This window comes from Treponema sp. OMZ 790, assembly GCF_024181285.1.
Classification (GTDB): Bacteria; Spirochaetota; Spirochaetia; order Treponematales; family Treponemataceae; genus Treponema_B.
The window spans coordinates 2,341,936-2,356,939 of record NZ_CP051201.1 but is presented as its reverse complement, the minus strand read 5'-3'; the positions used below and the strand labels follow the sequence as shown (position 1 = coordinate 2,356,939).

The window sequence follows — 15,004 nt, the reverse complement described above, 5'->3', positions numbered from 1 at the left end:
GGAACGGCTTTGGATGCGTCGCCTCATTTAATGCCTTGTCATCAAATGCGGCGACAGGCTGGGGCTTCATTTGTGCTGCTACAGTTTTGAATCGTCTATCGAATTGAGCCATTTTTCGCATTCGGGGGTTACCGAAGCGATGCAGTCTTCTTCAAAGGGATTTTTTAGGTTTGCAAGTTTTAAAAGCTCCAAGAAGGGGAGGCTTCCGCCTGCCTTGCAGAGGCGTAAATAATCTTCCCATGCCGTTTTGCGGTCGGCATTGGCCTTTACCCAAAACTGTAGGGCGCAAACTTGGGCCAAGGTGTAATCTATATAATAGAAAGGAGAAGCAAAGATGTGCCCCTGTTTTACCCAAAAACCGCCGCGGTTAAGGTAGTCGTTATCGGCATAATCGATTGAGGGATTGTACTTTAATTCTATCTTATGCCATTCCGCCTTTCTTTCGGCAGGAGTTGTTTCGGGGTTTTCATATACCCAGTGCTGGAATTCGTCTACTGTGGCTCCGTAGGGGAGGAATTCGAAGGCGCCTGAAAGATGGGTAAACTTAAACTTTTCTGTCTGGTGCTTAAAGAAAAGCTCCATCCAGGGCCATGTGAAAAATTCCATACTCATCGAGTGAATTTCGCAAGCTTCAAGGGTGGGCCATCCGTATTCGAGAAGACGGGCATCCCTGCTTTGATAGGCTTGGAAGGCATGGCCTGCTTCGTGGGTCATAACCTCGACATCGTGCTGGGTCTTGTTAAAGTTTGCAAAGATAAAGGGAACCTTGTACATGGGGAAACCCGTGCAATAGCCTCCGCCTGCTTTTCCCTTGGTTGAAAGCAAGTCCATAAGGCCGTAGCCTGTCATCATTGTAAAGAACTCGCTTGTTTCCGGCGAAAGCTCGTTGTACATTTTCTTTGCCTGCTCAACAATCCAATCAGGCTCGCCTTGCGGAACGGCATTTCCCGTAAGGTATTTGAGACCCGTATCGTAATAATAGACCTTATCGAGCTTTAATCTCTTGCTTTGGCGCTTTTTTAAGTCTTGGGCAATCGGAACAACAAGCTCATAAATCTGCTTTCGGTATTTTGCAACCATTTCGGCATTGTACTCGGTTCTTCCGAGTCGGTCATAGGCAAGCTGAACAAAGTTCTTGTAGCCGAGTTTTTTGGCTATCTTTGTGCGTATCTTTACAAGCTCATCATAGATTGAATCGAATTCGGCTTCGTTTTCTTCAAAAAAACCGTAATAGGCTTTTGCAGCTGCCTTTCTTACCTCCCTGTCCATGTCCTGCATAAAGGGACTTAACTGTGAAAGGGTTCGTTTTTCGCCTTGGAATTCGATCTGGGCAGAGGCGATGAGTTTACTGTATTTACTGGTAAGCTTGTTTTCGGCCATGAGGTCGTCCATAATTTCGGGGCTGAATACCTTTAAGGATAGATCTGTTAAATCAAAAACCTGATGACCGAATTCTTTTTCGAGCTCGGCTCTGAATTTGGACTTGACCATTTCTGCGCCGAATTCGTTTGAAAGCTTACTAAAAAGAGGCCCTGCTTCATCATAAAAATCGTTTTCTTTATCGTAGAATTCGTCCCTTGTATCGATGGTGTGCCTGACAGAGGCCAGTGAAGCCATAGTGCTGTACTCGCGGTTTATGGTCTGCACCATATCGATAGCTTCGATTTGTTCTTTTACCGAAGCTGCTGCCTTAAATTTAGATAGGGCATCGGCAAAGCCCTTTTCAATCGCCTTCATATCCGGCCGCGTATAAGGCATTTCCTTAAACGGAACCAAAGGCAGTGCTTTTACTGTGCATGTGTCTGACATAAGTACTCCTAAGATATTGAGGAAACAGAAGTTTCCGAATTTTTTACAAAAATAAGGGAACCTCTAAAAACTTCAGCTTTTTAGAGGTTTCCCTTAATCTTATTTGCGATGTTTTTAATAAGTCATTATTACATAAGGACTTATTAAAAACTCGTCGGGCATCTCTAAAAATCTAACCGAGTTTTTAGAGATGCCCATAAGTATATAGAAGAAATCATCTTATGTCAATTGAAGGCCGGGAAACTAATTTTTATACTGGACAAACTGTAAAAAATCGCTTAGACTAATGCTTGAGGAGAATTCTATGAAAAAAAAGAGAATAATTTTTTTTATTGCTGTTTCTTTAATCGGCATTTCAGGTTTAAGGCTGTTTTGCAGCGGGGCATTTGATGAAGATAATCTTGATGATCCGGGAGTGTGTTATAATGAAAAATGGCTTGATAACGTAATAAGTGCAGAGCTTCCGCCGGATAAAATTCCTAAAATAATTAAAGTAGAAAATTGCAATGCAAAATTAACTATCCATACCCATGTATCGGCGGCTTCCCTGCATTACAGTATAAAAGGCTTACCGGAACATGCCGTAAAGGTGAAAAGATCTTCTTCAGAACTTGTAATTACCGAAGAAGAAATCAGACCGAAAAATAGAAGATCAGGAAAAAAGAAAGACAGGATTATTGCGTATATTGATCTTGTCATCCCTGCTTCAGCTTCCATCGATAGTCTGATTGTGAACTCGAGCATTGGCAGAGCCGAGATTACTGGGATGTCTTGTACTTCATTTGCTCTAAACGCAGGAATAAATCAAGTCAAGGTTTCCGATGTTAAATGTAAAAATCTTGATGTGGAAGGAAGCATAGGTTTTCTTGAAATGAAAAATATTTTGTGTGATGATTGTAAAATAGAAACGAGTGTAGGAGACACCCGAATAGAAAATATATCGGTAGAAAATAAAACGGCTTTAAAAACTTCAGTAGGTTCAATTACTGTGGAAAACGGTAATTTTAAAAATCCCGGACTTTCAATAAACGGAGGTTTTAATTTTAAAGGAACTTTTGAAGGTAAGGTAAAAATTGAAAGCGGCATAGGCCATGTAGATATGGATTTACAAAATTCAAACAAAATAGACGAGTTCGATATAAACGGTTCAGTAGGGAATATTGAGCTTAAAAACTTTACTGCAAATATGTTAAAAATGAAATTTTCCGTCGGCAAAACAAAAATAAAAAATGTTCTAGCAGATAAGGCGTTTATTGAGACAAGCAATGGGAGTACATATTTAGATAACTGTATTTTAAAAGATGCTGCTATTAATCTTAGTATAGGAAAATTCGATTTTTCCGGCATATTAAAAGGAGCCTGTTCAATTGAAAGGTCTATAGGTTCCGTTAATTTGCATATTAAAGATTCAAGAAACAACTACGGTGTTTTTTTTGAAGACGCCTCCCGCTCAAATATAAAAATTAATGGAGAGTCCATTTTTACTGTCGGAAATCAAAATGCAAAAAACACCTTACATATAAAAGGCGGAAACGGAAGTTTTTCTATAAAGTTTTTGGATTAAAATAATTTTGAATTATAGCTTTATACTCCTCGATTGTTGAGGCTTGTACCAATTCTTGGCGGAGGCGAGAGCCGTCAGGTATGCCCTTGGTGTATGCGGCGAAGCGTTTACGCATTTCGCGGCAGCCTTTTTCTTCTCCCTTTTCATCGCATAAAAAGACGAGCTCTTTAAAGCCTGTGCGAATTTTTTGTTCGGTATCGCCTGCAGGCAGTTTTTGCAGGTAGTCTTTAAGTTTGTCGTAGGCAACGGGTGTGTACTCAGACGGTGCCGGCGGTTGATCTCTGCGGTAGATGTTATGCCCGATAAACCGCTGCAATTCCTCAATATTACCGACATCTTGAATTAAGATGTGTTTGTCTTTCATAGAATCAAATAAATTCATAGTCTAAAACTCCTTAAATTACAAAAAACTTCGAGCCGCTAAAGCGGCAAAATGTGTGAACCCTAGGGACGCGAGACCAGCCGCAAGCCAAGAATGCTGACGCGGGCGTCGGGGTCGCCGTCGTTCCGAATCGCACGAGCAGCGCTATCCGCATCATCGTACCAGCTGCCGCCGCGTTTAACACGGTTAGTACCCGACGCACCACCTTATAAAGTCCATACCGTTTTTTACTCAAAAATTTTCGAGCCGCTAAAGCGGCTGACACAGTGCAGTTTTATTTTCAAAAATACACTGCACCACAAAACACATTTTGCCTGTTCGGTTTCACCGCTTTACCGCCATGGACGGCGGTGGTTCCAGCATTACGATGTTTTGCCGTGAGGCAAAACTCGAAACTCAAAATCGGACACGGATGTCCGATTTTGAGTACCTCTCCGGCAAAATGTGTGAACTCAAGGCCGACAAGCCAACCGGAAGCCAACACTGCTGTGCCTGCTGCCAGGACTGTAGTAGTACCGTTTGCCTACAGTGCAGTCGCGCGCGAAGTTGCGCCAGCAGCCGCCGCGTAAAACACGGGCAGGACCCGACGCACCACCTTGAGGATCGGTAACTGTGTTAGCCTCTATATCGCCGTACCAATCAAAACACCATTCCCAGACATTTCCGCTCATATCACATAAACCGAGTGCATTCGCCCGCTTTTTTCCAACAGGATGAGTTTTGCTACCTGAATTAACACTATACCACGCAACGGCTTTTGTCTCATCCGCATTATTCCAGTCAGCTTTTGCTCCGCTTGCACTGTTTAATTTGGTCAGCCATACATCGCCGTATTGCACCGCATTTGTTGTATCGCTTCCCTGCCAGCGGGCAGCATATTCCCACTCAGCTTCGGTAGGAAGTCTAAAGCCTTTTTTACTCATATCGGCATAGGCTGCATCACAAGCAGCTTCTGCCGTTGCGTCTTTTAATACCAAATCGTGATTGTCTTTGTTGCGGTATACACATGCGTCTATTCCTTTTTCTTTTTCCGTATACGCATTACACCACACAATGCAGTCCCGCCAGCTTATAGTCGTTACAGGCTGCTCTTCGTCATTTCCGGTTCCATCACTGCCTTTTACTCCTTCATTGGCAAACTTGTATCCGTTTTCAGCTTTTACCGCCCAATCGTAAACTTCTTTCCAAAGTTTGTACGTTACCGCTGTTTTGCCCAGCTTGTAGGGGCTTAATTTTACCTTACGCCCGTCAATAAATACGCCTTTCCACTTAGCGTCAGTTCCGGGTAAGGTACATCCTGGAGCAACGCCTACAATGCCTTTTGCAGGAGGGGTTATTTTTATAAAGCCGTCGCCTGTGTCTTCAAAAGAACCTACATCGGGCGGTGCGGGCGGTGCGGGCGGTGTGGCACTGCCCGAACCGCCCGCGCTATTGGGACAGCCGGTAAAAAGCAGCCCTACTGCCAATATTGCGGCTGTGATGAGCACCGCAGCACCTTTTTTCTTGTTGTTGATTGTTTTCATCTTGAAAATCTCCTTAATTAAAGTTTTATCAATTTGTAATTATATAGTTCGGCTACACCGCTTTACCGCCATGGACGGCGGTGGTTCTATTCTTGCGATGTTTTGCCGTGGGCAAAACTCGAAGCTCAAAAATGTACACGGATGTACATTTTTGAGCAGCTCTCCGGCAAAATGTGTGAACTCAAGGCCGACAAGCCAGCCGGAAGCCACGAAAGTTGCTCCTGCCGGCAGGACTGCTGTAGTCCCGAATGCCTACAGTGCAGCCGTCCGCGTCGGAGTCCCAGCTGCCGCCGCGATAAACACGGTAAGTACCCGACGCACCACCTTGAGGATCGGTAACTGTGTTAGCCTCTATATCGCCGTACCAATCAAAACACCATTCCCAGACATTTCCGCTCATATCACATAAACCGAGTGCATTCGCCCGCTTTTTTCCAACAGGATGAGTTTTGCTACCTGAATTACCACTATACCACGTAACCGCTCCTGTTTCCGCAGCATCATTCCAGTCAGCTTTTGCTCCGCTTGCACTGTTTAATTTGGTCAGCCATACATCGTCGTATTGCACCGCATTTGTTGTATCGCTTCCCTGCCAGCGGGCAGCATATTCCCACTCGGCTTCGGTAGGAAGTCTAAAGCCTTTTTTACTCATATCGGCATAGGCTGCATCGCAAGCAGCTGTATCAGTCGCGTTTTTTAATACAACCGTATGATCGTCTTTTTTGCGGTATACGCATTGCTCATCGGAGCCCAGCTTTATTTGAGTATACGCATTACACCATACTATGCAGTCCCGCCAGCTTATAGTCGTTACAGGCTCATCGTCAGTTCCGCTTCCGTCTTTACCTTTTACTCCCGGATTGGCAAATGTATATCCATGACCAGTCGCCAAATCGTAAACTTCTTTCCAAAGTTTGTACGTTACCTCCGTCTTGCCGAGCTTGTAGGGATTTAATTTTACCTTTCGGCCTGCACGGAATACGCCTTTCCACAAAGCTTCACTTCCGGGTAAGTCGTAGTTAGGGGCAACGCCTGTGATGCCGTTTGCAGGCGGTATTATTTTTACAAAGCCGTCGCCTGCGTCTTCAAAAGAACCTACATCGGGCGGGGCAGGCGGTGTGGCACTGCCCGAACCGCTTCCGCCCGCATTATTCGGGCAGCCTGTAAAGACCAGTGCCAATATTGCGGCTGTGATGAGTGCCGCGGCTCTTTTCAGTGCACAGAGCCTGCCGCTTGAAGCGGCTGAGCTCTTGTTCAAATTTAATTTTATCATATATTTTCTCCTAAAAAATGATATGCTGTTTCAAGTCCGTCAGAACTGATATCGACCATACCCTTCAAATTATCATCATAACTAAATGATCTAGTCATTTTTTCTCCTTCCGCATTATGCGAAGTGTACACGGAGGTACAACTGCTCAACAGCCTTCCCGCTGCCGGCGCATTTTTTCGACACAAGGCTGCTTGCGGGCGGCTTACGCTGCGCCCGCTTTACCGCCATGGACGGCGGTGGTTCCAGCATTACGATGTTTTGCCGTGAGGCAAAACTCGAAACTCAAAATCGGACACGGATGTCCGATTTTGAGTACCTCTCCGGCAAAATGTGTGAACTTAGGGCAGACAAGCCAGGCGGAAACCAAGATCGTTGTTCCTGCCGTCAGGACTGTTGCGGATCCGTAGGCCTACAGTGCAGAAGTCCGCGATATCGCGCCAGCTGCCGCCGCGCCTACCACGGTAAGCACCCGACGCACCACCCTGAGGATCGGTAACAATACCGCCTTGCATATAAGCAGCATCGTTTGATGCAGGGTCATCCTTATACAAATCCCAATACCATTCCCAGACATTACCGCTCATGTCATATAAACCGAGTGCATTCGCTCTCTTTTTTCCTACAGGATGAGTTTTTCCTACTGAATTACCATTATACCACGCAACCTCTCCTGTTTCCGCCGTATTCCAGTCAGCTTTCGCTCCGCTTGCACTGTTTAATTTGGTCAGCCATACATCGCCGTATTGTGCCGCATTTTCAGTATCGCTTCCCTGCCAGCGGGCTGCGTATTCCCATTCCGCTTCGGTCGGCAGCCTAAAGCCTTTTTTACCCATATCGGCATAGGCTGCATCGCAAGCAGCTGTATCAGTCGCGTTTTTTAATACAACCGTATGATTGTCTTTTTTGCGGTAGACGCATTGCTCATCGGAGCCCAGCTTCATTTCCGTATACGCATTACACCACACAATACAGTCCCGCCAACTTATCATTGTTACAGGCTCATCGTCAGTTCCGCTTCCGGAACTGCCTTTTACTCCTACATTGGCAAATACATACCCATGTTCAGGTTTTACCGCCCAATCGTAAACTTCTTTCCAAAGTTTGTACGTTACCTCTGTTTTGCCGAGCTTGTAGGGGCTTAATTTTACCTTCCGGTCTTTAATAAATACACCTTTCCAATAATTGTCAGTTCCGGGTAAGGTGCATCCGGGAGCAACGCCTACAATGCCTTTTGCAGGAGGTATTATTTTTACAAAGCCGTCGCCTGTATCTTCAAAAGAACCTACAGCGGGCGGTGTGGGCGGTGTCGTTCCGCCGCCCGAACCGCCCGCACTATTGGGACAGCCTGTAAAAAGCAGCCCTACTGCCAATATTGCGGCTGTGATGAGCGCCGCAGCACCTTTTTTCTTGTTGTTGATTGTTTTCATCTTGAAAATCTCCTTAATTAAAGTTTTATCAATTTGTAATTATATAGTTCGGTTTCACCGCTTTACCGCCACGGACGGCGGTGGTTCCAGCATTACGATGTTTTGCCGTGAGGCAAAACTCGAAACTCAAAATCGGACACGGATGTCCGATTTTGAGTACCTCTGCGGCAAAATGTGTGAACTTAGGGCAGACAAGCCAGGCGGAAGCCAAGATTGTGGCTCCTGCGGTCAGGACTGCTGTAGTCCCGCTTGCCTACAGGGCAGAGGTTCGCGTCGTAGAGCCAACTGCCGCCACGCCTGACGCGGTTAGTACCCGACGCGGCCCCTTGAGGATCGGTAACAATACCGCCTTGCACATAAGTACTATCGTTTGATGCAGGATTATCAGCATACCAATCAAAACACCATTCCCAGACATTCCCGCTCATATCGTGTAAGCCAAGTGCATTTGCCCGCTTTTTTCCTACAGGATGAGTTTTGTAGCCTGAATTACCACTATACCACGCAACCGCTCCTGTTTCCGCAGCATCATTCCAGTCAGCTTTCGCTCCGCTTGCACTGTTCAATTTGGTCAGCCATACATCGCCGTATTGTGCTGCATTTGTTTTATCGCTTCCCTGCCAACGGGCCGCATATTCCCACTCAGCTTCAGTCGGAAGTCTAAAGCCTTTTTTACTCATATCGGCATAGGCGGCATCACAATCAGCTGTTGCCGTCGCATCTTTTAATACAACCGTATGATTGTCCTTTTTGCGGTAGACGCATTCGCCTATTCCTTTTTCTTTTTCCGTATACGCATTACACCACACAATGCAGTCCCGCCAGTTTATTTCAGTTACAGGCTCTTTTTTTCCTTCATCTGTGGGAGCGGCTCCTACGGTTCCGGCACTGCCTTCTTTTCCCTTGTTTGCAAAGGTGTAGCCTTTACCTTCTGCCCATGTCAGTACCTCGTGCCATAACTCGTATGCTACCTCTGTCTTGCCGAGCTTGTAGGGGCTTAATTTTACCTTTCGGTCTTTAATAAATACGCCTTTCCAATAATCTTGAGATCCGGGTAAGGTGTAGTCAGGGTCAACGCCTACAATGCCTTTTGCAGGAGGGGTTATTTTTATAAAGCCGTCGCCTGTATCTTCAAAAAAACCTACATCGGGCGGTGCAGGCGGCGTGGCACTGCCCGAACCGCTTCCGCCCGCATTATTCGGGCAGCCGGTAAACAGCAGCACTGCGGCAAGCAGTAATGCGGCTATGATGAGCGCCGCCGCTCTTTTCAGTGCACAGAGCCTGCCGCTTGAAGCGGCTGAGCTCTTGTTCAAATTTAATTTTATCATATATTTTCTCCTAAAAAATGATATGCTGTTTCAAGTCCGTCAGAACTGATATCGACCATACCCTTCAAATTATCATCATAACTAAATGATCTAGTCATTTTTTCTCCTTCCGCATTATGCGAAGTGTACACGGAGGTACAACTGCTCAACAGCCTTCCCGCTGCCGGCGCATTTTTTCGACACAAGGCTGCTTGCGGGCGGCTTACGCTGCGCCCGCTTCACCGCCTTGCTTACGAAAAAATGCTGTGTAAACCCTAGGGACGCGAGACCAGCCGCAAGCCAACACTGTTGCCGCGGTTGTCGGGGCTGCCGCTGACCCGAAACGCACGAGCAGCGTAACCCGCAACAATGTCCCAGCCGCCGCCGCGAAGGACACGGTCATCACCGGACGCAGCACCCTCATAATCAGGCGGCAGCGGATAGGATAAGCTATCGCTCCAGTCCCAGCACCATTCCCATACGTTCCCGCTCATGTCGTATAACCCGTAGCCGTTCGCCGATTTCAGCTTTACTTGGTGTGTTTTGTTACCGCTGTTTGCATCATACCACGCATAGTTTACGAGCTGTGCTTCCTCATTCGTTCCTGCCCATTTGTCGTTTGTGCCGCCCTTGGCAGCCCATTCCCATTCGGCCTCCGTCGGTAAGCGGAAGCCCTTTTTACTCCGGTCGCATACGGCATTATTCCAGTTTGTATCATTCGATGTCGGTATATCGCCAAAGTTCAGTGCATCGAAGTTTATGCCGGTAACCGTGTAACACGGATCAAGATTGCACAACTTACTCAACTTATTGCAAAATGCTATACACTGATACCAGTTTACATTCTCTACCGGCCGCTTCTCCTGCACTTCGCCGCCTTCAGGGCTGCCGCCAAAAACACTCGGATTATTCCCCATTACCGCCTGCCACAGTTCCTGCGTTACTTCGGTCTCTCCTATCCGGTAGGCAGTCAGGCTTACCGTGTGCGGTGCATTGTTGTCGGTGTTATCGGTGTGCCCTACGGTTCCGTTCGTTACGGCGGCGATGCCTTTCATTGTAAATTGTACGCCGCCTACCGTGTAGGTTTTGTCGGCAGACGGTGCGGGCGGTGTTGTTCCGCCGCCCGAACCGCCTGCGCTATTGGGGCAGGCGGTAAACAGCAGTGCCAGTGTTAAAGTTGCGGCTGTGATGAGCGCCGCGGCTCCTCTTTTGTGTAAGTGTGTCATATAAGACCTCCTTGAATATCGATAGCGGGCGGGGATAGGGTCACTCCGCCCGCTTCCGCTCTTCCGTAGGAAAAGCGGTTTTATAATCCCGGCACGGAGGCCGGTAAAAGCTGCAGGTAAGCGATGTTTTAGGCGTTAGCCTAAAACTCGAGTTGAAAATCGGACACGGATGTCCGATTTTGAGTACCTCTCCGGCAAAATGTGTGAACTTAAGGCAGACAAGCCAGGCGGAAGCCAAGATCGTCGCGCCTGCTGGCAGGACTGCTGACGTACCGTCCGCCTACAGTGCAGTTGCTCGCGTAGTTGCCACAGCTGCCGCCGCGTCTAACACGGCTAAGACCCGACGCACCACCCTGAGGATCGGTAACAATACCGCCTTGCATATAAGCAGCATCGTTTGATGCAGGGTCATCCTTATGCCAATCAAAACACCATTCCCAGACATTACCGCTCATATCGTGTAAGCCAAGTGCATTCGCTCTCTTTTTTCCTACAGGATGAGTTTTTCCTCCTGAATTACCACTATACCACGCAACCTCTCCTGTTTCCGCCGTATTCCAGTCAGCTTTCGCTCCGCTTGCACTGTTTAATTTGGTAAGGTATACATCGCCGTATTGTTCCGCATTTGTTTTATCGCTTCCCTGCCAACGGGCAGCATATTCCCACTCGGCTTCAGTCGGAAGTCTAAAGCCTTTTTTACCCATCTCAGCATACGCTGCATCACAATCAGCTGTTGCCGTCGCGTCTTTTAATACAGCATTATGATCGTCCTTTTTGCGGTATACGCATTGCTCATCGGAGCCCAGCTTCATTTCCGTATACGCATTACACCACACAATACAGTCCCGCCAGCTTATAGTCGTTACAGGCTCTTCTTTTCCTTCATCTGTGGGAGCTGCTCCTACGGTTCCGGCACTGCCTTCTCTTCCCTTGTTTGCAAAGGTGTAGCCTTTACCTTCTGCCCATGTCAGTACCTCGTGCCATAACTCGTACGTTACCTCTGTCTTGCCGAGCTTATAGGGGCTTAATTTTACCTTCCGGTCTTTAATAAATACGCCTTTCCAATAATCTTGATTTCCTGGTAAGGTGTAGTCAGGGTCAACGCCTGTGATGGTTGCCTCGGGAATTGCTACAAACTCGTATACAATTTCAGGGGGTGCGGGCGGTGTGGGCGGTGTTGTTCCGCCGCCCGCGCCCGAACCGCCCGCGCTATTCGGGCAGCCTGTAAAGACCAGTGCCAATATTGCGGCTATGATGAGTGCCGCGGCTCCTCTTTTGTGTAAGTGTGTCATATAAGACCTCCTTGAATATCGATAGCGGGCGGGGATAGGGTCACTCCGCCCTCTTTCGCTCTTCCGTAGGAAAAGCAGTTTTATAATCCCGGCACGGAGGCCGGTAAAAGCTGCAGGTAAGCGATGTTTTAGGCGTTAGCCTAAAACTCGAGTTGAAAATCGGACACGGATGTCCGATTTTCAAACCTTCCCTAAAACCCATCCCTTTTTCCAAATAACGCTTAAGGGCGCTGCCCTTAAGAATCCCGATTGTACAGCTGACAGCTGTATATTCAATAGTATCTTCAAGTGTGAGCAATTCTTCAGAATTGCGAACTTAAAGCTGTATGTATGCGATGTTTGCCGCAGGCAAACTCGGCGTGTAAACGCGCGATACCATTTGTATCGTGTGTTTACACCCTTGTGCAGAATTTTTTACGGGTCGGAACCCCATTCGTGCCCACTGACCGTTTATCACCTTAAATAAATCCTTTATCAGTACCGTGTTTTATCTCGGTACGTCAGGCTTACCTTATGCAGTAAGTTCGGCTTACCCTATGTAGTAACTCAGACTTACCCTATGCAGTAAGCCGGAGCTACCTTATGCGGTAAGTCCGCCGCGCCTTATGCGTTAAGAGTAAGCGGTTTGGCAAATCTGCCTACTTTCAGCGTTTTAAGCTGCTTTGTCGCATTGGCATACTTTGTTCTCACCTCGATATAATACGTACCGGCCGGCAAGTCGGCGGGGATGATTGCCATAACCCGTGCGGGTTTGTTTTCGGCGATGACTGCTGCGCGGACGGCCTCTCCGGTTTCGGGCACAAAGAAGATACCTTGTGCTTTATCTTTGGCATCGAATTTGAGGCGGCTTCCGACCAGTTGAACCACCCCGCCTTTGGTCAGTGTTGTGTTTACCGTTCCCGTTACGATGTCGGTTACTTCGGTGATGTAGGGGTCGGTACTCGCTCCTTCGGTCTTTTCGCACTTAACTTTTGAAGCCGCGTCGCGAAGCAGGGTGCCGGCGGTTATGTTCAAATTGACCGTATGCCGCTTTTTGTCGAAGATATCGTTTGCTCCATTGAAAACACCCGATATGCTCAAAGCAGTGTTCATAAGCGGTGTGTTAACAGCCGAGCCGTCTTTGATAAGGCTCGAGCAGACTTCTCCGTAGACTTGCAGCGTTGCCGCCACATCCGCTCTCGTAAGCGTGGTGCCCTTGTCCATCATAAGGTCGATAATCTCGTCAAGCGTGTACGAGCGCACATCCGCCACCTGCGCCATGTAATCGTCCGGCGCAGGGGTGAGTAAGTTTTCGCGAAGCGAGTATTTCAGCATAGCTTCCTCCTAAAAATGTTTTTTAAGGGGAGGTATCCCCTTAGACCCCCAACTGTTTTTGGGGAGGAAGGACACCCCGACAGAACAGGTTTGCCTCGAAGCTCCGCTGGCAGAACCTTCCTCCCCAAACCCCTCCTTCCTTTTCCGTCTGCCAAAGGGGACACCCCTTTGGAAACCCCAGTTGTTGCTGGGGTGTGGGCTGGGGTGTCTAAATGTCTTCCCAGTTTCCGCTTTCATTTATTTTCCCTAGCTTCCAGTTCCTCTTCTTTGCACCGTCAAGGGCTGCTTTCAACTCGGCGGGCTGGGTGAAGTCTTTGTGGTTGCCTTCGGGTTCGTCTGTTTCCTCAGTGTAAAGATAAGCCCTTGCATAATCGCCTGCCTCACGAGCTGGCAATGCGTTTAATATCTCTGTCATTGCTTGGGCGTTAAGCTTGTTGCTGTAGCAACCAAGCTTTTGCAATGCGGCGCAGCCTTGCACGTTAAGCTCAGTGAGCTTATTGCCTTCACAGAAAAGCGTTTGCAATGCGGTTAAGCCTTGCACGTTGAGCTCAGTGAGCTGATTACCTGAGCACCACAGCTCTTGCAAAGCGGTTAAGCCCTGCACGTTAAGGGCGGTGAGCTGATTGCCTCCGCAGGAAAGCTCGGTGATGTTGCCTTTGAGAATGACGACAGTCCCCTTTGCCTGTAGCTCTGTATACTTATCACTTTTGAGTGTTGTCTCGTTGCAACCTTCCACCGTTATATCAGAGCCGTCCTCCGTCTTAGCCTTGACTTCGATGGTGAGCTTATTTGGGCTCAAGATAAACACAGCTCCGCCTTTGACAGGTCTTAGCTCAAAGCTCACGGTAACTGTTGCAGCTTGGCTTACTCCGAGCGTGAAATACGCCATGCCACCTATGTTCTCGCCGTCGAGCGTCCACTTTTTCACCCTATAGCCTTTCTCCTCTTTAGGTGTGAATTCTACCTTTTTGCCGTGTTCAACCATGTCGCCTGAGCTGATTTCTTTTCCGTCAACTTTTGCTTCAAGCGTGCCGCCTGTGCCGCCTTCCACGCTAAAGGTGATGGCGTAGGTTTTTTTAATAAAGCTCACGCTTACCGTTGTGTCGGCAGTGATTTTCACTTTTGCGGTCAGGCTTTCGTCAGCTCCTCCAGCTTGTAGTGCTTCGGCAGGCGTTACCGTCCACTTGTCAACTTTGTAGCCGTCGTCAGCCTTTGCCGTGAAGGTGATTAAAGTGTCTTTAGCCACTTGTTTATCTTCAGGGATTTCAGGCGACGCTGTTACTTTGCCGTGCTCCGTTTGAGTGAGCGTTACCGTGTATTTGGTTGGCGGTATGGCTTCAAAGCTCACTTTGACTGTTGCAGGCTTGCTCACCTTGAGCTTGTACTCCGTGTTTGTGCCTGCTTCGGTAATAGGCTTACCGTCTAGCGTCCAGCCTTTCACCCTGTAGCCGTCGTTGGCTTTAGCCGTGAATATTACCGCCTTGCCTTCTTCCACGTTTATGGGGCTGGTTGTCGTCTCGGCGACTCCGTATGCCTTTGCTTTGAGCGTGCCGCTCCCGCCTTCCACGCCGAATGTAATGGCGTGTTTGGGCGGTGCCGGCGGTTCCTCTGCCTTAGGTTTTACCTTTTGCGGGCAGGCTGTAAAGATAAGTGCGATGAGCAGCATGAGAGCCGCTCCCAAAAAGGCTTTTGTCTTAGTTTTTGAGTTGTTTGTTTTCATTTTGAAAACCTCCATAAAAAGTTGTTTGTTTTTCAATTTTAATCGAATTATCCAATTACCCAATTAATAATTGTCCATCATAATAGTACAATTTTAGTATATTATCCATAAAAAAGAGCTTGTACGGGTAAAAAGAACCAAGGTTACCAAAAAAGAACTTTGGTTAC

The 15,004-nt window shown here is 47.6% G+C and carries 10 protein-coding genes and 1 pseudogene; 1 reads left to right on the top strand and 10 read right to left on the bottom strand.

Features of this window, described 5'->3' with window-relative positions; translation table 11 throughout:
* Positions 1–78: 78 nt before the first annotated feature.
* Positions 79–1,809 (bottom strand): M3 family oligoendopeptidase, encoded by a 1,731-nt coding sequence (locus E4O01_RS11155; protein ID WP_253692260.1) that lies wholly within the window; start codon positions 1,807–1,809, stop codon positions 79–81.
* Between the two features lie 304 nt (positions 1,810–2,113).
* Here E4O01_RS11155 and E4O01_RS11150 point away from each other — a divergent pair, with 304 nt between their 5' ends.
* Positions 2,114–3,373 carry a DUF4097 family beta strand repeat-containing protein gene (locus E4O01_RS11150; RefSeq protein ID WP_253692259.1) on the top strand — a complete coding sequence of 420 codons (1,260 nt, stop codon included), beginning with the start codon at positions 2,114–2,116 and terminating at the stop codon, positions 3,371–3,373.
* Here E4O01_RS11150 and E4O01_RS11145 read toward each other — a convergent pair.
* The 9 genes and pseudogenes from E4O01_RS11145 to E4O01_RS11105 all read right to left on the bottom strand — a co-directional run.
* Positions 3,354–3,569: pseudogene (locus tag E4O01_RS11145) on the bottom strand (tRNA-dihydrouridine synthase); the annotation flags it as partial. The gene E4O01_RS11150 and the pseudogene E4O01_RS11145 sit on opposite strands and share 20 nt — an antisense overlap.
* A 638-nt stretch (positions 3,570–4,207) precedes the next feature.
* Positions 4,208–5,278 (bottom strand): formylglycine-generating enzyme family protein, encoded by a 1,071-nt coding sequence (locus E4O01_RS11140; protein ID WP_253692258.1) that lies wholly within the window; start codon positions 5,276–5,278, stop codon positions 4,208–4,210.
* Between the two features lie 181 nt (positions 5,279–5,459).
* A complete protein-coding gene (locus E4O01_RS11135) occupies positions 5,460–6,551 on the bottom strand; it encodes a formylglycine-generating enzyme family protein (protein ID WP_253692257.1) in 1,092 nt (363 codons plus the stop codon).
* 338 nt (positions 6,552–6,889) lie between these two features.
* Positions 6,890–7,978, bottom strand: coding sequence for a formylglycine-generating enzyme family protein (locus E4O01_RS11130; RefSeq protein ID WP_253692256.1), 1,089 nt, complete (start codon positions 7,976–7,978; stop codon positions 6,890–6,892).
* A gap of 182 nt (positions 7,979–8,160) precedes the next feature.
* A complete protein-coding gene (locus E4O01_RS11125) occupies positions 8,161–9,306 on the bottom strand; it encodes a formylglycine-generating enzyme family protein (protein WP_253692255.1) in 1,146 nt (381 codons plus the stop codon).
* A gap of 254 nt (positions 9,307–9,560) precedes the next feature.
* On the bottom strand, positions 9,561–10,511 hold the full coding sequence (locus tag E4O01_RS11120) for a formylglycine-generating enzyme family protein (RefSeq protein ID WP_253692254.1): 951 nt from the start codon (positions 10,509–10,511) through the stop codon (positions 9,561–9,563).
* Positions 10,512–10,720: 209 nt separating this feature from the next.
* Positions 10,721–11,803 carry a formylglycine-generating enzyme family protein gene (locus E4O01_RS11115; RefSeq protein WP_253692253.1) on the bottom strand — a complete coding sequence of 361 codons (1,083 nt, stop codon included), beginning with the start codon at positions 11,801–11,803 and terminating at the stop codon, positions 10,721–10,723.
* A gap of 603 nt (positions 11,804–12,406) precedes the next feature.
* Positions 12,407–13,117, bottom strand: a complete 711-nt coding sequence (locus tag E4O01_RS11110) for a DNA-binding domain-containing protein (protein ID WP_253692252.1) — start codon at positions 13,115–13,117, stop codon at positions 12,407–12,409.
* A gap of 208 nt (positions 13,118–13,325) precedes the next feature.
* A complete protein-coding gene (locus tag E4O01_RS11105; protein WP_253692251.1) occupies positions 13,326–14,837 on the bottom strand; it encodes an InlB B-repeat-containing protein in 1,512 nt (503 codons plus the stop codon).
* Positions 14,838–15,004 lie beyond the last annotated feature (167 nt).

Bases quoted from the DNA above. Each gene is read 5' to 3' on its own strand.
- E4O01_RS11155 (WP_253692260.1), bottom strand. From the start codon at position 1,809: ATGTCAGACACATGCACAGTAAAAGCACTGCCTTTGGTTCCGTTTAAG.
- E4O01_RS11150 (WP_253692259.1), top strand. From the start codon at position 2,114: ATGAAAAAAAAGAGAATAATTTTTTTTATTGCTGTTTCTTTAATCGGC.
- E4O01_RS11140 (WP_253692258.1), bottom strand. From the start codon at position 5,278: ATGAAAACAATCAACAACAAGAAAAAAGGTGCTGCGGTGCTCATCACA.
- E4O01_RS11135 (WP_253692257.1), bottom strand. From the start codon at position 6,551: ATGATAAAATTAAATTTGAACAAGAGCTCAGCCGCTTCAAGCGGCAGG.
- E4O01_RS11130 (WP_253692256.1), bottom strand. From the start codon at position 7,978: ATGAAAACAATCAACAACAAGAAAAAAGGTGCTGCGGCGCTCATCACA.
- E4O01_RS11125 (WP_253692255.1), bottom strand. From the start codon at position 9,306: ATGATAAAATTAAATTTGAACAAGAGCTCAGCCGCTTCAAGCGGCAGG.
- E4O01_RS11120 (WP_253692254.1), bottom strand. From the start codon at position 10,511: ATGACACACTTACACAAAAGAGGAGCCGCGGCGCTCATCACAGCCGCA.
- E4O01_RS11115 (WP_253692253.1), bottom strand. From the start codon at position 11,803: ATGACACACTTACACAAAAGAGGAGCCGCGGCACTCATCATAGCCGCA.
- E4O01_RS11110 (WP_253692252.1), bottom strand. From the start codon at position 13,117: ATGCTGAAATACTCGCTTCGCGAAAACTTACTCACCCCTGCGCCGGAC.
- E4O01_RS11105 (WP_253692251.1), bottom strand. From the start codon at position 14,837: ATGAAAACAAACAACTCAAAAACTAAGACAAAAGCCTTTTTGGGAGCG.